The sequence below is a fragment of the Paenibacillus sp. FSL K6-2393 genome (assembly GCF_038002545.1).
Classification (GTDB): Bacteria; Bacillota; Bacilli; order Paenibacillales; family Paenibacillaceae; genus Paenibacillus.
In genome coordinates this window covers 1,245,175-1,269,942 of the sequence record NZ_JBBOCU010000001.1, presented here as the reverse complement: position 1 = coordinate 1,269,942, position 24,768 = coordinate 1,245,175, and the positions used below count along the sequence as shown (strand labels likewise).

The following is a 24,768-nucleotide window of genomic DNA, read 5'->3' as shown; positions in this document are numbered from 1 at the left end:
CGTGATCCGGTTATTCTTTGACCGCGCCCACCGTCAGACCCTGTACGAAATAACGCTGGAAGAACGGATAAGCGAATATAATCGGCAACGTAGCAAGCACAACCATCGCCATTCGGGACGTATCCTGCGGAATGGACTGCATGGCTGCCAGACTCATCGAACTGTTAGCAGAGTTCTGCTGGATAAACTGGATACTCGACTCAATCCGCATTAACATGGATTGCAGCGGTACCAGATTCGGATTATCGATGTATAATAGCGCATTGAACCAATCATTCCAGTAACCGAGTGTACTGAACAACCCGATGGTTGCAAGTCCCGGCAAGGAGAGTGGAATCACGATTTTCATAAAGGTATAAAACTCACCGGCGCCATCAATTTTGGCCGATTCAATGACTGCATCCGGCACACTAGTGGAGTAGAATGTACGCAGGATCATAATATAGAAGGCATTCATCGCCAGCGGCAGAATCAGTGCCCATAACGTATCTTTCAACCCAAGCAGCTGGGATACGACCATATAGGTTGGAATCATCCCGCCGTTGAACAACATGGTCAGAATCGCAAAGATGGAGAAAAATCTCCGATATCGGAAGCTCTTGCGTGAAATCGCATACGCATACAGCGACATGAGAATCAGACTGATGATGGTACCGAGTACCGTCACCAGAATGGTCACTCCATACGCCCGCAGCAGCGTGTCCCCACTCTGCCAGACAAACTGATATGCCGCGAGACTCCATTCTGCCGGAATCAGACGATACCCATCACGGGCCAGTGCTTTCTCGTCCGTAAACGAGATAATGACTACAAATACAAAAGGAAATACACAGATCAGAGCAAATAGACCGGCGATGATGTTCATGATCACGTTCCATCCGTTGGATACATGATGGAAGTCGCGTTTTTTAACGAGCCTTGCTTGAGCCATAGTGGTTCACTCCTTTCCCTGTCCTAGAATAGGCTGCTATCTTTATCGATTTTGCGAACAACATAGTTGGAGATAATAACAAGAACAAAGCCCACTACGGATTGATACAATCCCGCTGCTGTACTCATGCCGATCTCACCACTAGTTTTCAAACCACGATATACATACGTATCAATAACATTTGTCACGGAATAAAGCGTACCCGAATCCCTTGGCACCTGATAGAACAGTCCAAAGTCGGCATAGAAAATGCGGCCTACGGCCAGCAAGGTCATAATCGTGATGATCGGCGACAGCAGCGGAATCGTAATGTTGCGAATCTGCTGCCATTTGCTTGCTCCATCAATCATGGCTGCTTCATACAGTGATTTATCAATCCCCAGAATGGAAGCCAGATAGACAACGCTGCTATAACCGATGGTTTTCCATAACGCTACGAATACCAGAATATACGGCCAATATTTCGCCTCGGAGTACCACTGAATTGGTTCCATCCCAAACCAGCCGATAATCTGATTCAACATCCCGCGGTCCATGCTCAAGAAGCTGAATGCGAAGTAACCAACAATAACCCAGGATAGAAAATACGGCAGAAACATACCGGTTTGATACAGTTTGGCGAGTCGTTTATTCACTAGTTCCGAGAGCAGGATTGCCAATGCCACAGCAAATACCAGTCCCAGGAAGATAATGGCGATGTTATAAAAGAGCGTGTTGCGTGTAATGAGCCATGCGTCACTTGTGCTGAACAGGAATTTGAAATTGTCCCAGCCTACCCATTCACTCTTCATCAGACTTGCCCAGAACCCTTCGCGGCTGAATCGATATTCCTTAAAGGCAGCCACGGTGCCCACGAGTGGCAAGTAGGAGAAGAAGAAGAACCAGATGGCGCCTGGCAGTACCATGAGCAACATGACTCGGTTTCTAATCAGGTTTTTCAAAAATGTAGTCATTGTGGAGATCCTCCTTCAGGCTTGAATGAAAAAGGACCGGACGCGATAATCAGCCGCCCGATCCTTACGATGTATCGTTACTTGTTTTCCGCTCTCCAGGCATCCAGTTGGCTTTGGGCTTCAGCCATTACTTTCTCCAGTCCGGCTTGATTGAACTTCTCAATCACTTGATCCAGATTGGCTGCCGGGTCCAGTGTACCTGTCATCAGTGCTGCCCAATATTGCTCTTTCACGTTCTGTACCGCCGTTAGTTCGGCAGATACATTGCTTGCATCAAAGTTAAAGCTGAGGATCGGGGAATTGACACCTTCAGCGTTGAACTTCTTGAACTCATCCCATTTGTTATCCGGGTCATTGCTGTTCAGATAGAGCAGCATGTTGTTCCCAAGGGAGTATGAAGGCATATCGTAGTTTTTCGATTCAGGCAGATTTTCCATATGCGTGTCATCCACTTTTTTGTAGTGTGTGCCCTCGATACCGGAATCCACCATATTACGCAGCACAGGATCTGTATTCAGCAGGTTCAGGAACTCCATCGCTTTCTCCGGATATTCCGAGTTGGCAGAGATCGCCATAATGGAGCCTTGTACAGATGTATTCGTTATAATTGCTTCACTTGCAGGTGTTGAAACAACTTGATAACCGTAACTTGCAGACCATTGATTGTCCGCGAGCGGTTGAGTCTGTGCACGATCCAGGAACCAGTTGCCCGATGTTGTCAGGTCGTTCGTGGAACCTGTTGTTGCCGCTTCTGCCGATACATAACCGGCTTTGTAGTACTTGTGCATCGTGGTTAGTGCTTCTTTCATTTCAGGCGTTTCCAGTATGTTTACAAGCTTATAGTCTGTTGTATCCAGCTTGATTGCCATTGGCAGATTCTGAATGACATAATCATATGGCACGTAAGGAACGTAGTTTTTATCCATGGCAAATGGTGTTACACTCGCCTCGTTTTCCTTGATCGTTTTCAGTAAAGGCTCCAGACTGTCTAACGTACGAACGCCAGAGATGTCCAGCTTGTATTTATCAACCAGCATTTGGTTAAAGCGCCATACCTCTTGTTGAGGCAGCTCTTTGTTGGCTGGAATTCCGTAATTGTGTCCGTCTACCTTGGAACCGCTGAGGAATGCAGGATCAATGGTCTTGGTAAGATCCTGACCGTATTCAGCAAGCAGGTCATCCAGTTCAAGGAATGCACCTTTTCTGGCATTTTGTACATAATCAAATCCACCAGAAGAAGTGAACAGAATGTCCATTGGCTCACCGGATGCTACGTTAACCTGCATCTTCTGCGGGTAGTCACCCCAGTCAACCATCTTCATTGTTACCGTGGCATTAATTTTCTCTTTGGTATACTTGCTCACTTCTTCCATCACTTTGTTGACGTCTTTCTGAGGGGTACCGATGGTATACCAGATCAACTCTACCGCGTCATCTCCAGCTCCCCCGGATTCCGAAGCATCTTTGCTTCCTCCACAGGCACTAAGAACAAGTGTAACGGCCATTAACAATGCAAGAACGAGTGAGAAGCGTTTTCTTTGTTTACTCATTTCTTTGATCCTCCCTTTTCGTGTTCCCTTAGGCTCTACTTACTAACTGCTTTAACCTTATCGAATGAAAGCATTTACAAAAAGAAGATAAACTTAAGTTTTCGAGGTACAAATTAAAGAGAAATCATCCTTGGACAACTATTTTGTACCTGTTTAAATAAATCGCTTACATGAAAGAGACATGCCGGGTAACGTATGCCATGATTTTCATCCATGCCATTCCTGTTCCCGATATGTCTCTTGGCTCTCTGTCCGCATAGTTGGATCTACCCGTCACCGAATTAACCAAACACCTTGAAATCAGTCGGTGAAATCCCCACATATTTGCGGAACTGTTTATAGAAATACCCCGTCTCCCAATACCCCACATTTCGGGCGATCTCATGTACCTTCAGATTGGAATTGCGTAGTTGCTCCTTCGCACGTTCAATCCGGTATTTGTTGATATATTCGGCAAACGTCTCCCCCGTCTCCTTATGGAACAATTGTCCCAAATACACCGGATGCAGATGATAGTGGGCACCCAGCAGCTTCAGGGAAAGCTCTTCTGCGTAGTGTTTGTCGATATGCTGAAGCACTTGGTTTACAATTGGATTCTTCAAATCCTGCAATAGGGATTGGATCGTCTGGGACCCAACCTGCTGAAGCGCCAGCACGAGTTCATCAAAAGTACCACTGTCCAGTACAAGTTGAAGCCCTTGTTGGTATATGGCAGACTCATCCGAGTGTTTGATGCTCTCCAGTTCCATTTTGAAGCGAATCACAACTTCCAGTGCGGTATTCTGTAACTCCCCAGGCGTAAGCCCATCGCGATGCTGTTCAAAATCCATACGAATCCGGTCGGCAAGTTGTTCTGTATTGCGGGACAGAATGAGTTTGGCGTATTCCCTCCAATCAATGAAAAAGGTCGCTGTTGAACTTCCGCACCTTTCCAGTATGCCATGGTCGATGACTTTAAGGTCGGGATAGATCATCACATACTGGAGTGCTTTTTTGGCCTCGGCATAACTGGTCGGCGCATGGTACAGCCCTTTCATCATTCTGCCTGCTCCAATGCGCACCGCCGGATGGGTTACGGTTATCTCATCAGATAATGCCTGCAGGCCATCCATCAACTTCTGTTCCTCGTCACTCGTACCCTGAATATTGGCAATAATGACGATGTCTCCATCGATATCATGAAATACGTTCAGATGGCGTTTGTCTCTAAGCATCTCTTCTACACGTTCAAACATGCCGGGTACTTGCCCTTTGTCACGTAGAATGGCCACAGCAACGTCCGGTGCATCCAACGAAAGGTTCATAAACTGGGCACGTTCTTCAAATTCGGTAGCTGCAATCTGTCCCGTAAGCCATCGATGAAGAATGTTATCTTTCAGAATCTGGATGCCATACGCATCATCGGCTTGAGGTGATACCGTATGATCCAGCTTGGACGCGGTGTTGCTCAGCGTGGATTCCAGTTCCTCCACATTAATCGGTTTGAGCAGATAATTTTCGATCCCCAGCTGCATACCTTCCTTCAGATATTCGAACTCATTGAAACCACTCAGGATAATGACCTTAATCTCAGGCTGCACTCGCCTTGCTTCCCGAATCAGATCGAGACCATTCATGAGTGGCATGGATATATCTGTGATCAGAATGTCCACAGGCTGAGAAGAGAGCGCTTGTAAAGCTGCTTGCCCATTACCTGCATGGCTCACAATTTCCATATCAAATGAAGACCAATCCACAATATCGTATAAACCTTCAATGATGAATGGCTCATCGTCCACAATAAACACCTTGTACATGTTAAACACCTGTCCCTTCTGTATGTGGATAACGCACCCTGATCCGTGTTCCTTCTCCGAGGGTGCTCTCTATGGTGATACCGAACTCTGGCCCATACAGGAAGCGCAATCGACTATGGACACTGCGCAGCCCGAACATCTGACCAGACTCTTCAGGACGTTCCAGTTCTTCAAGGATTTCCGTCAGGCGTGCTGGATCAATGCCTTTGCCATTATCTCTGACTTCCACTTGCACCACATCATCTGTTTCTTCCACAACAATTGATAATCGGTTATCCGAACGTTCTGTCTGAATGCCATGTACGACATAATTCTCAATGATGGGTTGCAGCGAAAGTTTCACCACAGGGTGTTGATAATAAGCAGCATCGATCTGGATCGTATATATGAAAATATCCTTGTAGCGGATTCGGAATAACTCCAGATACAAGCGACAAGCTTCCATCTCATCCTTCAGCGTATAATTTTTCTTCTGCTGTACCAGGCTCTTGAACAATACGGATAAACTATAGATCATCTCGCCAACATCTCTCGCCCCCTGGGATATCGCCCTCATCCGAATCACTTCAAGCGTATTGTAGAGAAAATGAGGGTTGATGCGCGCCTGTAATGCGACCAGCTCGGTCTCCTTCTGTTTGATCTCGGCTTTGTAGACTCGTTCAATATACAGATTCAGCTCATCCAGCATGTCGTTGAAGCTATGGGAGATCTGCCCCAGTTCATCATCTCGCGGATCGTCGATGCGAGCCGTCAAGTTGCCGTATTTCACTTTCTGCGTAAAGCGGATAATTCGACGGGTTCGTTTGGCAAAGTTAATAATGAAAAACGCCGGAACCAGCACAGCAAATAAAATACACACAATACTGATCGAGATGATGGTATTGCGAATGCCCGCATAGGTTTCAGCCATCTCTTCTACCGGAACGGTGCCAATGACCACATAACCCTGATCCGCGGAGACAAACTTGTTCACATACATGTTCTGCTCCTTTTTCATCGAATCCATATCCGTCTGATCAAACAGGGAATCGGCCACATTCACGTAGGGATACTTCTTCCCGTAATAATGATTGTTGGAGTCAAATAACACTGTCCCTTTCGCCGATAACACCACGATTTCTCCCTTGAGGTTACTCTCGTAGTTATCCAGCGCGTTACCGATTCCCTCCGAGTCAAAGAAGACAAGAAATTGGCCCTGATTCCGAAGAGTCTGTGTATTGTTAATTGGTACGCGGATGGAGTAGAGCGCAGGGTCCCATTGATTAATCTCTTTGCGAATCCAGTAATTGGGTGCACTGATATTGGGCGTTTCCATCGCCATCACGTCCGGAATATAGGAATGAGCCACATTGGCGTCCAGCTTGCGGAACTGCTTATGTTGATTAAAGGTAGACAGATCCTGCTGCTCAGCGCTATACAACATGAGTTGGTTGATCTGCGAATTACGATCCATAATGTTCTGAAAATGTTTTAACACATCGGCCGAATAGTCATCCTGATTAGCATAATATCCATTGGTCATGTGCTGAACATATTCAGCGTACGAATGATTCATCAGATAAGTAATGTTGGCGGACAGTGCCTCATTCTGATGCATATCCCTCACCATATTCTGTACCGATTCATACTGCTGATGAATGTATCGATCCACATGTTCCATCGCCGCTTTCTGGATCGCCAGTTCCCGGCGAATCGTGGAGTCGGACACTGACAGGAAGATGATATAAGACAATGTAATGATCGTGACAATGGATATCATCGAGAAAATCAGGAGCATTTTCATAAACATATTATTTTTAAAGAAATTATTGTAAACGCTAACAATTTTCAAGTCGCATGTTCCCTCCGATGCTGTATTCCTGACTATATAAGTAGAACTAAAGATTATTAACACTGACACTACGATGACAGAATAACCTTCCAATCGCTGTTATCCCCAGATTTCTTTGATTCTCTTCTCCCAAGGGAAAATCCGGTGATAGCGTATGCTTCCGATGCAGCTTTCTTTCAGAAAGCTTTTAGGCGAACGCTTCGCTTTTCCAGTTTTTTCTGTCCTCTCCTTTTTCGTGTAAATGATTAGTTTAACTATATAGAATTATATCATCAGGCTTCTGACATTAACTTGTCACCTGGAACTTTTCTTTAGTTTGTACTAGCGATTCTTTAATTTCACCCTATTTAAAAACGCTTTCATCCACTATCGTTAACCATAAGTTTAGCTTTGTGTAAAAGAATACCTTACATTCATTCCACTTGAAGGAGGAACAGCATGACACGCAAACTCAAAGCAAAAGGCATCATTCCCAAGGTAACCGCCATGGTCCTTACTACGGCTCTGCTTGGACAAGTTGTTGCATCATCCGTTTATGCCGGAGACACGCTCCCTTACACCGGTGAAAGTGCCAAAGGGGTGAATCAGCCCTATCAACACGGGTACACCTCGGCCCAGATTCTGAACTGGACACCGGAAAGTGATATCCATGGTGACCTGCTTCGTGCCCATGTTCCCTTGCAGCCCCGTAATGAAGCGTTCGCTGCCACACAGGCATATCCTGAGCTCAGCCCGGACACCCAACTGTTCACAATGAGTGGTGATTACGGCAATGCATTCTTCGATAGCACACCTTATACCAATGAATTCAGCCAGTATCTGTTTAATTATTGGCAATATACAGACTACTACAGCTATTGGCACGGCATGGCCTCTGCGGGAGTACCTGAGGAGCTGTATGACCCGAGTAAAGAGTGGACGGAGAAATACTTTGAGTTTGGTATCTTGAACATTCCGAATCCGGCCTACACCAATGCAGCCCATAAGAATGGCGTTAAGTCCATTGCTAACATCTTTTTCTCGGACAATGACCGTGGACCACAGACGTACAAACAAATGCTGATCCAGGATGAAAACGGTAATTTCCCTGTGGCCGAGAAACTGGCCGAGATGGCAGAATACTACAACTACGATGGATATTTCTTCAATCAGGAAGAGGTTGCCCGGGGTGTAGCCCCTGAGGATATCGCTTCCTACAAGAAATTCATGAAATATCTAAGAGATAAAGGCCTGTACGTTCAGTGGTATGATTCCACCATCAATACAACAGGCAAAATTCAATACCAGAACCAATTCAATGGGCTTAACAGCCCCTTTGTACAAGATTCCGTTCTCGGCAGAGTCTCGGATTCCATCTTCCTGAACTATGTATGGAACCACAAGATGCTCCGCGATTCCCGTGATCATGCCCTTAGCTTGGGACTGGATCCACTGGAAACCGTATTTGCTGGTGTCGAAGGTGGACATGACAAATTCGGCCGCTGGAAGCAGTCCTACGACCTGCGCCATAACCTGGATGAGAACGGTCAGCCCATGAATAGTATCGCGACATTGGGTGCCGATTTCACCCACAACGCCCTGGATGAAGAAATGGGCGATGGCAGTACCAATCATCGAGCTGAGGATGAGTACCAATGGATGACCTTTGTACGTGATCGTGCGTGGTGGTCTGGTCCAAATCAGGACCCTACGGATGCACGTCGTAATGCGTCTGCCGATCTGTCCGATGTGTATGCTTCCGGTGCAAATTGGGATGGAATCGCTGCGTATCTTACCGAGAGATCCGTCATCAATGGCTCTAATTTTGCAACAAGTTTCAATACGGGCCACGGTCTGAAATATTATGAAGACGGTGCTGTCTCGAACGATAAAGAATGGTCAAATATCAACATTCAGGATATCCCTGTCACTTGGCAATGGTGGATGGATAGTGAAGGCGACAAGCTCAGTGTTGATTTTGACTATGGTCCCTCTTATGAGAAAGGCGCAAGGTACAACTATGACTCCATCGGCGCATTCAATGGCGGCAGCTCTCTCGTGGTGAACGGTACATTGAACGCTGACAACTTCCTGCGCCTATACAAAACCGACCTGTCCGTCAACGGACAATCCAAACTGGATCTGACGTATAACAAACCGTCAACTAGTGACGCTTCTTCCCTGCATGTTGGGCTGATCTTCGAAGATGATCCATCCAACGTGGTCAATGTGGAAGTGCCTAATTCAGGTCAGCATACGGAAGACTGGAAGACAGCTACATTGGATTTGAGTGCCTATCAAGGCAAAACCATTGCCGCTATGGGATTATCCTTTGACCCTAATGGCGAGTCAATCGAAAATTATCAGATGAATATTGGTGAGATCCGCATTTACGACGGTTCAGCGGCTGTACCGGATGCACCGACCGGATTCCATATTGCCAAAGCACTGACCAACACCGATGAACTGGTTGTTGCATGGGACATGAAGGACTATTCAGAGGTCAAACAATACAATTTATATGAAAATGGCGCCTATGTTGGCGGCGTGTATGATTCTACTTTTTATATCAAATCGCTGAAACAGCCGTCTGGTGAACTGTCCATTCGTGCGGTTGGTGCAGATGGTACCGAAAGTAAAGCAACCGTCCTGCCTTACGATCTGAATGCAGCCGTTCAGAATATTGATGTGAAATTCAAAAAGAATGGCGATGCTATTGTAAGCTGGAAAAACCCGAAAAAGGCAAAAGAATCAGGCAAAGACAAAGATAAGAATACGGATAAGGACAAGGATAAAAATAAAGACAAAGGTAAAGGCAACGAGTCAATTCAGCTCACACTAGAAACCGAATACACAAAAGAACCCTTCACCAAGTCGCTTCAGGTCAAAAAAGGAAAACAATCTGCCGTTCTGACCGGACTTCCGACCAATGGTGAGCATTATGTGCTGAACATCGCCATTGGCGGGCAGAACCCGGTTACCCATACCGGACAGCTCGCAGATCTTCAGATTACACCATATGCCAAGGAAAAGGTCACGGTAAAAGATGGAAAATACACACTTGCCCTGCCGGATCTGGAGGACTGGTACAAGATCTATGTATATGAAAATGGGGTACCACGCGAGTTCGGAGTCACTTACGTTTCGCAGAAATTCCCGTATATCATTCGGGGTAGAACGAAGCTGAGTGAACTGACCTTCACACCAGCCTCCAGCAGCAGCTCTTTGAAGCTGGTCATTGAGGATTATGCGGGCAATCAGGCCAGTACGATTTTGAGATAATACTGCAAAGTATTTTTTGTATACACCAGCATAACAGTAATGAAAACAAATAGCCCTTCACTTCCAAAAGGAAGTTGAAGGGCTGTTCTTGTTGATCTAACAATAAATATTCTACCAACAGCTATTAAACACCATTTTCCGTTAGCATAGTCCTTCGGATGAAATTGAGGACAGATGCTTGCGCAACTGCTTTTTGTCTATTTTATCCACGGCTGTTCTCGGCAAAGTATCCACAATGAACAGTTTAGTCGGCCATTTGTACGGAGCAAGGTGTGGCTCACAGAACGCCCGCACCTGTGTCAGATCCAAACTTTCACCGTCCCGTAACACTATGAAAGCGACGAGCTCCTCTCCTTCGTCGGGAAGAGGCTGTCCGATTACGGCCGCCTCGCTTACCGCCTCATGGCTTACAATAACATGCTCCACTTCGGCACAAAACACATTGGAACCGCCCACAATAACCATATCCTTCAAGCGATCAAACACATAAAGATAACCTTCGACATCCAGACAACCGACATCCCCAGTTCGAATCCAGCCATCGTGCATGGTCTCGGCAGAAGCCTCCGACTGGCGCCAATACCCCAGCATGGTTTGTTCACCTCGAACAACGATTTCTCCAGCCTCGCCCCTAACTGTCTCACTTCCGTCCGTATCTAATATCCGAACTTCGAAGGCCTGTTCACCCTGGGCAGCCAGGTCGGCGGGACGACCTACAGATCGAAGGCGATGAGGATCGCCCATATGCTGAGCAGGAAAAAGACGGCTTATGGACATTCCACATTCTGCTTGTGAGTAGTTGTTCACAATGATAACTTCAGGGAATTGCGATACGACTTCCTGTAGTGTATCCGGGGAAATAATGGACCCTCCACAGCCAATAAGCGATAGGCTCTTCAAGTTTCTACCTCCTACGGATGCCTCGCGGGTAAAATCACGAAGCAGTTGGCCTACTGTGCTGAGTTGCGTAATCTGATCACGTTCAACAGCTTCCATAATGCGGTGTACATCCGCTGGGTATTCGTCTAGAAATACAAGACAACCCCCAGCAGCCATGGTCGCCCACAATTGGAATTGACCCACCAGATGTGATAGGTTGAACACTAACACACGACGCCTGAGATCATGACCGAAGCCTGCAGAAGGCGTAAGTTGATTCCAAGCAGCCATACCACGATGCGAATGCATGACCCCTTTTGGCCGACCAGTTGTCCCACCCGTATAAATCAGGACTGCCGTATCGTCTACACTTCGTTTGAAATGGTCTTTTGGAGAGAACGCGGGTTCCTGCTGTAAAAGAGCAGCGAGCGAACTGCTCTTCGTCCCTTCTACGTCTGTCGTGAACAATTTTGGATAATACCCAAGAAGCTTTACCGTGGCAATAGCTGCGTCAGCATGTTGGTCATCATGAATAACCATATGTGGTTCTGCATCCTGAAATATCGCAGCGAGTTCAGGCACTGTTAGCATAGGAGACGGCACGAGCGGTATAGCACCGATTCCAACTGCTGCATAAAACGCAACGACGAGTTGGGGATCTGGATCACCTAAAAGGGCAAATCGATCGCCCGCCCGGAGACCTTCAACATACAGGGCATGACCTAGTCTTTCAACTAAACCGTAAAGCTCCCCATAACTCATCGTTTGGCCATGTCGCATTAACGCAGGTTCCTCAGGGTACAGACTTGCTGCAATCGGCAATCGTTCGGATAGAAGCAAGCAATTACCCCCAATATTTAAATTTCCATTTTTTCCGTTAAGAAAACTATGGAATAAAAAGAGAGTAGCATATATCTGGAATAATAAGTATTCATTATCCCCTATTAAAACCATAAATTCTTCTAATATTACAGTTCCGCCAACAGACGATCCTGCCATTTACCCTACTTGCTAACTTAATTAGGTAGCCCTAATTGGGCTGCTTTGTAAACTGAAATACAACATTTCTTTTATCATTACGTTTATTTAGGTAACGAGTACCAAGGAGGGGTTTGTCATAAAAGTAAAGACAATGTATTTTATTCTCAGTGTTGTAGCGTTATTTTTAATATCAGCTTGCGCAGGTGGTGTTACTGGCTCTAGTCAGCAGAATGAACTAGGTGAACCATATCGTGTGGCGTTGGAGGAGTTAATTTCAACAGATACGGCTCTTAATGGAAACATGGAGTATATCTCATTGGATTTTGATAAAGGAATTCCATTAAAGGATTCTGATAAGAAAAGCATTGAGGATTACCTTCACAGCAAATATAACGTAAAAATTTATAACCTAACCTATGAAGAATTGATTGAAGAAGGACTGTCTGAACAGTCTGAAAACACGCTAAAAGGGATTTTACTGAAAATTGAAAAGCAGGAGAAGCAATCAGATAATAACATTGCCATAGAGGTCAGTAAGTATCGTGCCAATGAGGGGTCGCTCTCTGCAAAAATAACATTAACCTATGAGGAAGGTAAATGGAAAGTTGCTACCCATACTCCTACAAGGGAAAGTTAAAGGATATAATTTTTTTCCAGTGAGAGTGCTAGGAAAAGTTTATTATGACAATTATGGAAGTAGCCCTTTTGGGCTTTTTTTTGCCCGTATTTTCTGGAGTACATCCCCCCCCTAAAGGTATACCAATAAGGATTGTTAGCATTTTTGCAACGATCCCTATTGTCATCCGTTAGTTTAATGAAACTCAATTATGCATTTGAATAATTAATCGAGACCACTCCTGGTAAACTACGGAACGAAGGAGTACCCCAAGTCCCCGAAGAAGAACTTTGGCTCGTGCTCCTAGTTTGTATCCTCCCATAGTTGAACCGAAAAGAAGTATCTTTATATACTAAAAGTGAGGCCTTTACATCTAAAGTAATCTTCAACTTGTTTAATTCTTTTCCAATATACTTAACAAAAAATTCATAACGTCTTTTTAACCATTCAAATAATCTACTCATGATGTTTGTAATAATTATACATATATGAGCGATCCGGTAGGACGTCCAATTTTTTTTTTGAAATAATCCCAACCTTTATTTCGCCTGGCACACTATATAATTGTCAGGAATTACAGATGCAACTATGGAGGAAAAAAATGGACTCAATTGGTAAAAACGGAAAAGAAGCGGCGGAAGCGATTCGGAGCTATGTCAAACCGATTTTCGGTTTTGCGTTAAACCGGGTCAAGCAGCGGGCCGAGGCGGAGGATCTGGCTCAGGAGATTATGCTGCAGTTGTTGAAATCCTTCTCTGGGGTGCGGGACATTAGAAGCCTTGACGCTTACGTCTGGACGGTTGCCCGATACACTTGGGTGAATTGGTTGAAAAAGCGTGCGCACGCTCCCCAAGCGATTGAAATCAACGGCATGTCCGAACTGTCTGCCGCCCCTTCCCGGGAGCCGCTTGACCGGCTGCTGGTAACCGAAGCTTACCGCGAACTGCGCCGAGAAGTCGCGTTTCTATCCGACATCCATCGCCGGATCGTGGTCATGCATTACTACGACGAGCTTAAAATCGGCGATATCGCGATTGCTCTGAACATTCCTGTCAACACGGTGAAGTGGCATTTGAGCGAGGCTAAAAAGAAGTTACGGAAAGGGATGAAACGTATGCGTGCAACAGGAACTTTAAGTGTCAATCCGGTCAGCATGGGGGAAATGGGCCATTCCGGTTCGGCCGGCAGTCTAGGCGAAACCAACGATTTTCTTGGACGCGCCTTGGCGCAAAATATCGTTTACGCGGCTTATCACAAGGCGCGTACCGTACATCAAATCGCGGAGGAGCTAGGAATGCCGCCGTCTTTACTGGAAGGCGAAGTCCGGCACCTGGCCGATTACAATTTTCTCACCCAAACCTCTCCCGGCAAATATCAAAGCAATACCATCGTCTGGGACCTCTTCGAGTTGGCTGTAGCCGGTCATCAATTTTGGCAAGATTGTGCCGCCGAAGTGGCCGATGTTCATTTCGACGCGTTAATGGAAGTTCGCCAGCAAGTCGAGGATAGCGGAGTGTACGTTCCGGACGGCGACTATAACTTCCTGCTCTGGACCTTGCTGCCCAAGAACGTCGAGGAGCAATCATGGCGGAGCATGCCGGCGGGCGAAAACTTCGATGCGGTCGCACCAATGCGAAAGGACGGAGGTCAGTATATTGCCTATGCGGCGTTAAACCAGAGCCACAGTTCCGATCCGGGTTTTGATTTGAGTAGTTACGTCACCTTCGGTCCGTCGCTCCGCTACGTCGAAGACACTCCCTTATACTTGTGGCAATTTAATACGTACTGGAGCGACCGCCAGATGGATTGGCGTTTCCTGGAATACCGGAATGTCGAGATTTGTCATGCGTTCCAACAAGGGGAGCTGCCCGACAACGAAGAGAACGCCGAGCAATATTCGTTCCTGCTGGAGAAGGGGTACATCCGCAAGACGGAGGAGGGGTACAAGTTCAATGCGGTTTGGATCGACTCTCCGCAAACGTTGGATCGGTTGAACAAGGCAATGCCGGATTTGTCCGCTCTGTATGCGCCTGCTGTCGGCAAGCTCTACGATAAAATGCTCAACCTGTTCCTGCAAAATCAGCCGAAGCATTTGGAGCCGCAGCTTGCTTACATGGTGAGAGGCAACACCGGCGGAGGCCGGCTTGTCGCTTATATTTTGAAGCATTTGATCGATAACGGGAAGTTGAAACCGCCGTTGCCGCATCAGCAGAAGACGATTTCAACCTGGATGGGGCCGGTCAAGTAAGTCGGTTCGGAAATGTATACGAAGAATAGCCGTTCCCGGGCGGTGGCCATTTTTACACAAAACTCTGTCTGTCCAACGAAGTGATTAGGACAACGCTATTTCAACGTGGCCCCCTCCCAACCTAACTCCGCCCGTCCCTCTTTCAGTTTTACGGAGATCATTTTCCCTCCTGTACATTAAAGTGGGTTATTGTCTATTAAATGAAAAATGCTCCCGTACCTGTGGCTAAAAGGTACGGGAGCATTTTAATTAGCTGTTGAAGTAGTGCGATTGTTCGAGGTCGGGAATCAGTGCGGGTTGTACAGGGCGCCATCCCAGAAGTTCCTGAGTTGCAATGCTTGATCTCGGGATATCAAGCATTGCAAGTGTGCTGAGAAAGCCGAAGTGGGTCTCTGCCTCTTCACGTGAAATACTGACTACAGGTACGTTCAGTTGCTTACCTATAACACTCGCGATGTCGCGGAATGGCACACCTTCATCTGCGACACCATCCAGTCTTGCACCGGCGGGTGCCTCTTCTAACGCAAGTCGGTATAAATGTGCGGCATCAAGGCGGTGCACAGCTGGCCACCGATTGTTCCCCTCTTCTATATAAGCTGAAAAGCCCTTTGTTTTGGCAATATTGATTAGTCTTGGTACAAATCCTGTATCACCCGCTCCGTGTACTGACGGACAAAGCTCTACAATCGATGTCCGCACTCCGCGCTCTGCCAGCGATAACACTACGTTCTCTGCTGCAGCTCCATTTGCGTGCGTAGTGATTACGAAGGGTTTACCAGATCCTTCAAGTGCTGCTCCCATCGCTTCTACGGCATGCAGATCTGTTGTGAGTGCTCCAGCGAAGTTCGAGAAGTCGTGGTTGAATGCCAGATGAATGACGCCTTCCGCAGCAGCCACGCCACTACGAAGGCTGTCGAGATCCTCGATGTCACCACGGTGAACTTCGGCCCCAGCCTCTTTTAGTTTCGCAGCGCTATTGTCTGAGCGCACAAGACCGGTGACCTGATGACCGGCATCAATGAGTTCGCGGATGACAGCGGAACCGATATAACCTGTTGCTCCTGTTACGAAAACACGCATTATGAAATCCCCCTTAAGCTACTATATATAATTGTATAAACGATAATTACCACGCAATGGGTCCATCCTCATCTGAAAATGTTCCTGTTGGACCGTCTGCTCCAATCATGGCAAGCCGAACCGCCTCACGCGCCCCTTGTTCCACACTACGAGTACCAGCAAAATTATTAAGCGCAGTCGATGTGAAGCCTGGACATGCCGCATTGACCTTGATGTTAGTGGATTCAAGCGCAAATGCAAAGGCAAGTGTCACCGCATGAACAGCCGATTTGGATGCCGAATAGGCACCAAACATCGCACGATGCGAGTTTTCCGGAATAGAGTTCCAGCTAAGGGAGCCGCCGGTACTGCCCATATTTACGATACGTGCTGCCGGGGCCTCCCGCAAAAGTGGCAACATCGCCTGCGTGACAGCAATAACACCAAAAACATTAGTCTCATAAACTGTACGAATATCATCAAGTGAAGCAACGGTCAAAAGACCACTCGCCGCGCCCCCGTTCGGAAACGGATCACCCGATCTGCCTGCGTGCGAGATCCCCGCATTGTTCACAAGTACATCGAGACGTCCGAATTCGTTCCGAATACGTTCTGCTGCTGCAGCGATAGAGCTCTCATCTGCAACGTCGAGCTGGAGAGCGTGTGCATTTGAACCGATGCTATTTGAGGCAGTTTCTCCATTCTCGAGGCTACGAGATCCGACGAGCACGGTGAATCCGTGTTCCGTGAGGTCCTTCGCAATTTGAAGGCCGATACCTTTGTTAGCCCCAGTGACCAGAGCGACGGGTTTATTTTGCATAGTTATAATCTCCTTTTTTTGCGATTGGTGGGCAATGCGACTTAAGTTGACGTGTCAACCATAGATCAAATTTAGCACATTGAAGTTGACGCGTCAACCATGTTATTATGCACCTATGGATAAAAACGAACTTAACGAAGAAGAAATGCGAATATGGCATATGTGGAAAGGTTCCTTTCAGAGCATCTTCGGTCGTGTTGTCAAAGATATGTCCGATCACTCAGGACTGTCAGAGGGTGATTTTGGAGTATTGGACCGATTAGTCCTTTTTGGCGACGGTAGCCTTCGCCAACAGGAATTAGCCGACTCTATGGCTTGGGATAAAAGTAGGTTATCTCATCACTTGAAGCGTATGGAAAAACGAGGACTAGTGATGAGGAAACCATTAGACAACGATCGCGGAGTACAAGTCAGTATCACTTCTTCTGGAAAATCAATGTTAGATGATGCCCGTCCCTTCCTCTCCAAGGCAATTCGCAAACATTTTTTTGAGCAATTAACCGAACAAGATATTGAGTTGATTACTAAGTTGGCGGAAAGGACAAACGCAGGGTCTTAGCTTACTATGGTATACAGTCCCGCCATTGGGACCACGTTTAATACCATGAAATGAAGAATGGATAGGAACTCAGCTGTATGCTGATTACCTATCCATTTCTTTTCCTTTTTTTGAATATTTAAAAAATTCAGAACGAATATTCAGTGTTTCTATAGTGAGTATATATCTATCTATTGTGTTAGAAATCATTTGAATTTCAAATGAATTGTATGAAGTTATACCCATTTTTGAAATGAGAGCAATCAAAGAAAATTCCCAACTCAAGTATTCTAGTGGCAAAGGGGAAAACATGGTATGGTTGTAATAAGACTAATGATTAGCTATTCATTCGAATCGAATCTCATCTATCCAGATTGTACTTGTGCCACCATGCCAGAAAGTCATCGTCAGTTGTCCTGGGCTGCTGCGATCTATCCCCTTTGCTGCCAAATCAATCGCAACTTCTTTAAAACTGGTTGTTATCGTATCCCCGCTGAAAGCTGCCAGTGTTTGGGACACTCCGCCGATCGAGAGCTGCATATGATGTTGTTCACCGCCGTGTTCACCTCTGATTCTAATTACCATTTTTGAATAATCCCCTATGTTTTGCTTAATATCAGAGCCAAACCATCCGTTATTGTTATACTGAAGCTTCAACGCCCCGGATTCAATGACACCTGCATCGTTTACGAACCCGTTTGCTCCCGTCCATTTGTTAATACCATTGCTTCCCGGCCAGCTCATTAAGTCGTTAAATTCATCTAGGACTAAACCGCTACTTCCGCTACTATAACCGCCGTCATATGGAGTTTGAGTTAAGCTATACAAAAGTGTATTTTCAGACTTCAAGCTGTCGAAAGGCCCGATGTTCTGGTTAGCAGGATCCATGCCAATGCCCACTTTTCCAAGCGGTGTCCTGCCACCGGTATAATAATTTGCATTGGCAAATCTTGCACTCGGACGATTGCCATAAGGATCAAGAATGGACAGCGCCAAGGTGTAAGTACCCGCTGGCAGGTTGGAAGGGATATCAAATTCCCCGGAAACTTGCTGATCCGAAGGCGTTTGATCATATTGACGCGTAGAGCTGTTCCAATCGTCACCTGGCATCCAATTCCGAATATCCACATTGTTGAAAATGCCCTTCCAAGCAACTGTGCGATCGCTCCTCAGCAAGCTGACTTCAACGGGCCAGTTATAATAGAACGGGGAAGAACCCTTGTTTACAACTTGAAAAGATACTTTCATTTTCTTACCTGGCTGAACGTTCTCGGAAAATGTCGCTTGATTGATGACGAATCGATATCCGAGTTCCTTCTGCATCAGTGCAGCTCCCTGAGAGACAGCGGGATTTTGGGCATCGTACAGGTCAATCCACCCTAGACTGGTCGTATGCGTCTTTTTGATCCAATCGATAACATAATTCAGATGCTTTATATCGCTTAAAGTATCATCCGGAGAATCGCCAGGCTGGATATGTTTCTGTCCCCAATCATAAGCAACCTCGCCGCCGTTGACTTGCGTTCTCCAGTTATCTCTAGCAACAATGCCTTCCCCACCTTCCAGATCATCAATTAATGCGAATGAGTCCCACAGAAGTCGGAAATCATAATTCTGGAACGTATCGGGATAACGCACTTGAACTTTCTTGTTTTGAAAAGCTTGCTCGGCAGCGTCGCCTAAAGCTGTCTGGAAGCTAAGCGGAATCCGATCGGTCTCATCGGCAAGTTGATCCGGGTAAATATGATGTTCTCCCCAATTACCCCACAATCCCAGCTCCACATAAGCAACACGGGGATCGTTATCCCAAGCTTGACCAAGCTTTTGAATAAATGCAACGAGACGATCTTTCAATATATTTGTTGTCCAACGTGTAGCCAAGTCACCACTAGGAACCCCAGGGGGCCAAAACTCTCCTTCGTTCGGATATACGATGAGAACACGAGGAATAACTTTTTTATTCTGGCTTTCAATGCCTTCCCAGGCTGCATTGCTCCAATCCATGATTTTCTGAACAGAGTCCGATGATGCATTTTCCAAGTCCGTGTATTTGATATAGTGCTTAAAAACAGTTCCGTATTCATGACTCGGAAATTTAGTGTCATTCATAAACCGTGTAGGTCTAAACCCCTTAAAAGGATTCTTGAAAGCCTCTTGCGTTTCAGTTAGATTAACGGTGATCATACCAGCTGCTGCGGACGTTTTAGGAAACATTACCGCTAATGGTCCTCCTATTAATAACCCAAGAGTTAATAACATGGCCATTGATTTAAGTGATTTTCTCTTCATTAATGAATACTCCTAATATCTGATGTAAAGTTTCTTTTTCTAGTGTTAAATTAAGTTTGCATCAACAAACATAAGTCTTACATTATGTATCCGTATTTCTCTGAATCGGTTGTTTCTCAACAATTAACAACCTAAATGAAACAATCTTTTTCATTTTGTGATCTTGTTTTCACCTCACCAGCCCAGTAAGTTACTCCAAGATGGCTAAGCTAAGATGTGTGTAGCTCATGGTGGATTCTCCTTGTGTGAAAGGTGTGTTATGGTGACTTCACTCTACACGAATCCGACCATGTGCCCTTATTTATACTTCACACTACAATCCGTCATAGCAAACAACCGCTAACCCACATATTTATGAATTAGCGGCTACAAATTTATCTGTTCACAAAAGCTACATCATTTTCGAAGTATCTTATATTCAATAGTTCGGACCACCGCGTTTAGGGCTTTATTGAAGGTTCGGAGTACTTTGCGGCGATTAGCTGGTAAGGCGCTCCTTTTAACTCTGACCAATATATCGCCTCTGGCGATCTTGTAGTCAAAAGTCGTGAACTTCACATCAAAAACCTCTTGAGGATCATAGAAGCTTTCAATCTTCAATTTTAGAAAACGGCGATTTGATTTTAAAGAATTCTTTATACGTTATTGGTTTTCGGCCAATCAGACGTTCAAGATCTCCAGACGTCTCCGAGAATTCTCCAGTGTTGATTCCTCGCACCCAACCTAATAAGAAATCAGTCATAAGAACAGGTAAACCATTCGCTACCATAGTGTCTATATATTCTTTTTCGCTAATTGCCTCATAAGGGATATTCATCTCATTAATCTCCGAGAGAGCTTCAGCGATGTCTGCAAAAGAGCTTCCCTCGCTGCCACTTAAAGTATATGACTTATTTTCGTGCCCGTTTTGAGTGAGAACGGCTACGTTTGCTGCCGCCAAATCGTCCAGAGATGCAGCGGCTACTTTACCGGAACCCGTGGGTACTCGCACGCCGACTTTAAGCGCCTCTCCGAAATACGAATGCATGACTTCAAGATACGGTGGATTCCGCAAAATGGTATAGTCTAATCCGGATGCTTTAAGCGTTTGTTCAGCAAATAAGTCTGACATCGATACTTCGGGCACAATAAGATTTGAATTTTCTCTTCGTATGATCGACGTAAAAATCACTTGTTTGACACCAGCCTGTTTTGCAGCTGCGATTACATTGAAATGTTGCGTATTGCGGTCGGTAAATGCTTGCGCGGAAATAAGCATTACTTTTTCAACACCATTAAAAGCCCGCAAAAGTGAGTTATAATCAAAATAGTCGCCCTTGTGAGCTTCTATACCTTCTTTAACAAACTTTTTTATTTTTTCGGATTCCGGATCACGTACCAATACAGCGACCTGATTTGACGGAACTTTTTTCAGAAGAAGCTCTAGTGTCCTGCTGCCGAGATTACCTGTTGCACCAGTAATAAGTATTTTCCCCATATGAATAACCCCTTTGTACTTTTATTAATGCTTAAATTTTATACTAGAAACCAATCACGACTTCGAATCGTTTACCAGTTTTATGACTATATGATTGACTGAAAGCCCTTAACGTTAGAGGGTGCATGAATATGGAAGTCGGTAAATGTCCACAAATTACGATACATTTCAACCAATAAGATTTGGTTCACACAGCTGCTGGCACCTACTGCCTAGAATAGCGTTATCGTACACTGTATCTCTCCAACAGATTTAAATTCAATCCAGCAAGAGGACGTCCTATTTGCTGCAGCAGACCGCCCTGGCTTAAGGAGCCAAGATCAATACAGGCAAAACCAATGTTCTCCCAAATTTCTTGCAAGACTTGTTTGGTTTGGATGTCGTCACCGGACATGAATAGGACAGTCTTCGGCTTCTCTTCCGTGTAATCCTTAATCCATTCCATCGGAACACTGTTAAAAGCTTTGATTACCCGAGCACCCGGAGCATATTGGGCTACGATTTCACTCGAATTCTTTCCTGATAATTCACCGACTAAAGGTTCCATATTTTCAAAGCGATTGGTAGCATCAATAAGAACACGGCCTGTCCAGTCAGGAACCATGGACAAAGCAGTAGGCATTTGCGGCCACATTACGCTCAAAATTACAAAGTCCTGCTCAGCTGCTTCTATAGGTGTTCCAGCTTTTGCGCCAGTACCGAGCGAGCTTACCAGGTCTGAGAGCGTTTCGGGACCACGGCTATTACTGAGAACAACTTCATGACCGTGAAGCAAGAGATGCTTCGCCAGCGTTTGAGCAACTATTCCAGCACCAATAAAGCCAAATTTCATTAGGCACCTCCATGAAAATTTATTTGTTTAACATTCTCATCTTATTCTCCAATGAAGGTAAGTTGGTCATAATGTAACAATATCAGTTACATTATGACCAAAAAAAAAGGTTATTAACTTCCTGTGCCTTTTTTATCATATCATCCACATCATCTTTTATCGTGAAGCTAGCGAGAACATCTTCCTTTGATTAAGTTTGGCAGTAGATCAAGTGACTGTTGTTTCACGGTGAAATATTCAGAGATTATTTGTAAAATTCGAATTTGGAGGCTGCAGAATGGATTGCAAGTGATAATCCTTACCTTTAAAAAACTTACCGTCTTACATTCGTCAGTGTACTTCCCCATTCACCGACTGGTTCAAGCCAGCTTACGATTCTATCATCAATTAGGTTGGTAAGTGCACCTTCATACTCAGCACGATAAGGTTTATTAAGTTCGTGTTGAATCCAACTTTCTCTTGTACCCTGCCAGATCTCATAGATGACAAGATCATCAGAATGATCAAGATCATCGGAGACGATTGCATTGACAAAGGTAGGTTCACTCTTGAAGTTGCTAATCATTGCAAATAGACTTTCACGGAAAGCTTCTTTCTTACCAGGCTTAATTTTAAAACGTATATTGAGAATTATTTGACTGTTGTTCGTTGACATCATTCGAACACTCCTCTTATTAATTTTTTTAATTTCTTCATGGTCACAAGTCTCATTATGTACTATGTATCACTTTTAAAATAGTACGTACTTTTTGGTTATATAGTAACCAAAAAGTGATAATTGTGATGAAATGCAGAATAAATTGATTTTTTAAATTACTCTATTCTACATTTAATCTCCGATATTCATCCTTGTTCCATGTCTTCTCTGCATAATCCTGACCCCAATCACAAAGAGCTCGCAAAGTGGGTTCAAGTGACATACCCATTTCTGATATTGCATATTCCACTTTTGGTGGTACCTGATTATACATTTTTCTTATAATCAAATTATTACTCTCCAACTCCCGCAATGACTGTACTAACATTTTCTGAGAAATTGATGGTATGAGCCTTTTCAATTCACCGGTCCGTTTAGGACCTTTTATTAAGTAATACAGTATAAGAGGTCTCCACTTTCCGCCAATGACATCTAAGGTTATTTCCAGATCACAATAAAAAGTTTTCAATTGAGAAACACCATCCCTTATTTAATTTCCATTATTATAGTACATGTGTTGATTAAATCCACCTCCCTTGCCATATATTCTGTCTGTTTTTATCAATGCTATTACATGGTCTGTTTAAATCAGATAATTTTCAAGACAATTGAACTAACCGGAAATAATTGCTCAAAATGCCTGAGTTGTTTATCCTTTTTCAAGATTCAAGTGCGAAAAAAAAGAGCTACCGCGTACCCTAACTAGGAATGGGTAAATCCAGTTCAGTCAGGGGCTTGCTCCAGCTCTTATACATTCTTATATATAACTCCTATGTGTTGATTATCCGTTAAGCTTTGACATTTCTTCTTTTATGTAACGTGTCCCATGGACTACATGTTTAGGGCTGACATCTTCAATTGGGGCCAAATCTTCGGAGCTAAGCTAGATTTCGAGCTGCAGTAATCGACAAATTCTTTGGCATTATGAAGTCAAAATTAAAAGGCATGGGCCCGGTACAATACCGAGCTCATGCCCACCAAAGTGCAAAGAAATATTGGTTTAACTTTAAGGGCACTGTAATGTTGATCGGCTGGTTTCTTGATTATATTGAGTTATCGTTTCTATGTTAGCGTACCGTTCTCTATGCAACGATCCTATTTTCAAACCGTTTTTTTGTAAGCCAAGATCTCTAGGGTTGATTTTTTGCTCCCCACTCGCAAAACCCTTCTAAGACCGGTAATAGTGTTCCCGCTTTATCTGTAAGACTGTACTCGACTTTAGGAGGAACTTGAGGATACTCTCTCCGTATTACCATACCGTCCGCTTCCAATTCTTTAAGTTGTGAACTCAGTGTTTTGAAAGTAATCGCTCCGACCTGTCTTTTTAGATCATTAAAGCGAACCGGTTGATTTTCTGCCAAAAGATACATAATAACCATTTTCCATTTCCCACCAATAACTGACAATGTATACCCAAAAGGTGTATCCTGAATATTTTTAACTTTCCCCTGATATTCAGCCATGCTCATATTTCCACTATCCTTTCTGATAGTACCTATCATTAAAGTGCGTACTATTTTTTTATAAGTACTCATTTTATACTAGCCTTACTTTGAAATAAAGGAGAGAAAAAAAATGACTACTGTCAAAACTTATAATCACAATCTATGGGATCACGGCATATCTCAAGGCTACAGCGTCAACGGAACCATCTACATTTCGGGACAATTTTCCCACAATTCGGAGGGCACCTTCGTTGGTGAGGGCGATATTGAAGCACAAACCCTGCAAACGCTGGAAAATCTCGATCGCGTGTTGGCGGAATTTGATATTACAAAATCGAACCTCGCTTATGTGGAGATTTATTTGACAAACGCACAAGAGCATATAGGGCCATGTATCAAGTTGTTTAGGGAATACATGGGACAACACCGGCCCGCGGGCAGCTGTATCGGTGTGACCTATTTGGCTTCACCTGAGCAGCTGATCGAAATTAGCGCTGTTGCACACACAAACTAAGTCTATTACCGTTTTGTATGTTTCACTAAAAATAGTAGTATATTGCTGTTA

At 44.8% G+C, this 24,768-nt stretch carries 19 protein-coding genes; 5 read left to right on the top strand and 14 right to left on the bottom strand.

Features of this window, described 5'->3' with window-relative positions:
- Window positions 1–10: 10 nt before the first annotated feature.
- The 5 genes from MHI14_RS05530 to MHI14_RS05510 all read right to left on the bottom strand — a co-directional run bounded on the left by MHI14_RS05530 (window position 11) and on the right by MHI14_RS05510 (window position 7,061).
- Window positions 11–931, bottom strand: a complete 921-nt coding sequence (locus tag MHI14_RS05530) for a carbohydrate ABC transporter permease (RefSeq protein WP_289390314.1) — start codon at window positions 929–931, stop codon at window positions 11–13.
- A gap of 23 nt (window positions 932–954) precedes the next feature.
- Window positions 955–1,884, bottom strand: a complete 930-nt coding sequence (locus MHI14_RS05525; protein ID WP_091037846.1) for an ABC transporter permease — start codon at window positions 1,882–1,884, stop codon at window positions 955–957.
- Window positions 1,885–1,961: 77 nt separating this feature from the next.
- Complete coding sequence (locus MHI14_RS05520; protein WP_036673370.1) at window positions 1,962–3,434, bottom strand: ABC transporter substrate-binding protein; 1,473 nt, start codon at window positions 3,432–3,434, stop codon at window positions 1,962–1,964.
- A 281-nt stretch (window positions 3,435–3,715) separates the two neighbouring features.
- Window positions 3,716–5,230, bottom strand: coding sequence for a response regulator transcription factor (locus tag MHI14_RS05515; RefSeq protein ID WP_249912841.1), 1,515 nt, complete (start codon window positions 5,228–5,230; stop codon window positions 3,716–3,718).
- Window position 5,231: 1 nt separating this feature from the next.
- Window positions 5,232–7,061 (bottom strand): sensor histidine kinase, encoded by a 1,830-nt coding sequence (locus MHI14_RS05510; RefSeq protein WP_434060088.1) that lies wholly within the window; start codon window positions 7,059–7,061, stop codon window positions 5,232–5,234.
- A gap of 438 nt (window positions 7,062–7,499) precedes the next feature.
- Here MHI14_RS05510 and MHI14_RS05505 point away from each other — a divergent pair, with 438 nt between their 5' ends.
- Window positions 7,500–10,322 carry an endo-beta-N-acetylglucosaminidase gene (locus tag MHI14_RS05505; protein WP_341129983.1) on the top strand — a complete coding sequence of 941 codons (2,823 nt, stop codon included), beginning with the start codon at window positions 7,500–7,502 and terminating at the stop codon, window positions 10,320–10,322.
- A gap of 141 nt (window positions 10,323–10,463) precedes the next feature.
- Here the strand turns inward: MHI14_RS05505 and MHI14_RS05500 are convergent, their stop codons facing one another.
- Window positions 10,464–12,041 (bottom strand): class I adenylate-forming enzyme family protein, encoded by a 1,578-nt coding sequence (locus tag MHI14_RS05500; protein ID WP_341129982.1) that lies wholly within the window; start codon window positions 12,039–12,041, stop codon window positions 10,464–10,466.
- Between the two features lie 292 nt (window positions 12,042–12,333).
- Here MHI14_RS05500 and MHI14_RS05495 point away from each other — a divergent pair, with 292 nt between their 5' ends.
- Window positions 12,334–12,819: a hypothetical protein gene (locus MHI14_RS05495; RefSeq protein WP_341129981.1), complete on the top strand. Its 486-nt coding sequence runs from the start codon at window positions 12,334–12,336 to the stop codon at window positions 12,817–12,819.
- Window positions 12,820–13,399: 580 nt separating this feature from the next.
- Complete coding sequence (locus tag MHI14_RS05490) at window positions 13,400–15,046, top strand: RNA polymerase sigma factor (RefSeq protein WP_176873021.1); 1,647 nt, start codon at window positions 13,400–13,402, stop codon at window positions 15,044–15,046.
- Window positions 15,047–15,295: 249 nt separating this feature from the next.
- On the opposite strand, the gene MHI14_RS05485 is transcribed toward MHI14_RS05490, so the two are convergent.
- Together MHI14_RS05485 and MHI14_RS05480 are read right to left on the bottom strand one after the other, a co-directional pair.
- On the bottom strand, window positions 15,296–16,126 hold the full coding sequence (locus tag MHI14_RS05485; protein ID WP_133387030.1) for an SDR family oxidoreductase: 831 nt from the start codon (window positions 16,124–16,126) through the stop codon (window positions 15,296–15,298).
- Between the two features lie 46 nt (window positions 16,127–16,172).
- Entirely contained in the window at window positions 16,173–16,925 is a 753-nt protein-coding gene (locus MHI14_RS05480; RefSeq protein ID WP_133387029.1) for an SDR family NAD(P)-dependent oxidoreductase, read from the bottom strand.
- 115 nt (window positions 16,926–17,040) lie between these two features.
- On the opposite strand from MHI14_RS05480, the gene MHI14_RS05475 reads away from it, so the two are divergent.
- Window positions 17,041–17,484: a MarR family winged helix-turn-helix transcriptional regulator gene (locus tag MHI14_RS05475; protein ID WP_133387028.1), complete on the top strand. Its 444-nt coding sequence runs from the start codon at window positions 17,041–17,043 to the stop codon at window positions 17,482–17,484.
- 324 nt (window positions 17,485–17,808) lie between these two features.
- Here MHI14_RS05475 and MHI14_RS05470 read toward each other — a convergent pair whose 3' ends face one another.
- From MHI14_RS05470 to MHI14_RS05445, 6 genes are all read right to left on the bottom strand, one after another.
- A complete protein-coding gene (locus MHI14_RS05470) occupies window positions 17,809–19,467 on the bottom strand; it encodes a DUF4832 domain-containing protein (RefSeq protein WP_341129980.1) in 1,659 nt (552 codons plus the stop codon).
- Window positions 19,468–20,341: 874 nt separating this feature from the next.
- The gene (locus MHI14_RS05465; RefSeq protein ID WP_133387026.1) at window positions 20,342–21,229 is read right to left on the bottom strand and encodes an SDR family oxidoreductase; all 888 of its coding nucleotides are present in this window, start codon (window positions 21,227–21,229) and stop codon (window positions 20,342–20,344) included.
- Window positions 21,230–21,452: 223 nt separating this feature from the next.
- Window positions 21,453–22,061 carry an NADPH-dependent F420 reductase gene (locus MHI14_RS05460; protein ID WP_341129979.1) on the bottom strand — a complete coding sequence of 203 codons (609 nt, stop codon included), beginning with the start codon at window positions 22,059–22,061 and terminating at the stop codon, window positions 21,453–21,455.
- Between the two features lie 313 nt (window positions 22,062–22,374).
- Window positions 22,375–22,716: a putative quinol monooxygenase gene (locus MHI14_RS05455; protein WP_133387024.1), complete on the bottom strand. Its 342-nt coding sequence runs from the start codon at window positions 22,714–22,716 to the stop codon at window positions 22,375–22,377.
- Window positions 22,717–22,879: 163 nt separating this feature from the next.
- Window positions 22,880–23,227 carry a winged helix-turn-helix transcriptional regulator gene (locus MHI14_RS05450; RefSeq protein ID WP_133387023.1) on the bottom strand — a complete coding sequence of 116 codons (348 nt, stop codon included), beginning with the start codon at window positions 23,225–23,227 and terminating at the stop codon, window positions 22,880–22,882.
- 661 nt (window positions 23,228–23,888) lie between these two features.
- On the bottom strand, window positions 23,889–24,227 hold the full coding sequence (locus MHI14_RS05445) for a winged helix-turn-helix transcriptional regulator (RefSeq protein ID WP_249912833.1): 339 nt from the start codon (window positions 24,225–24,227) through the stop codon (window positions 23,889–23,891).
- Between the two features lie 106 nt (window positions 24,228–24,333).
- Between MHI14_RS05445 and MHI14_RS05440 the strand changes: the two genes are divergently transcribed.
- Complete coding sequence (locus MHI14_RS05440) at window positions 24,334–24,717, top strand: RidA family protein (protein ID WP_133387021.1); 384 nt, start codon at window positions 24,334–24,336, stop codon at window positions 24,715–24,717.
- Window positions 24,718–24,768: the final 51 nt, after the last annotated feature.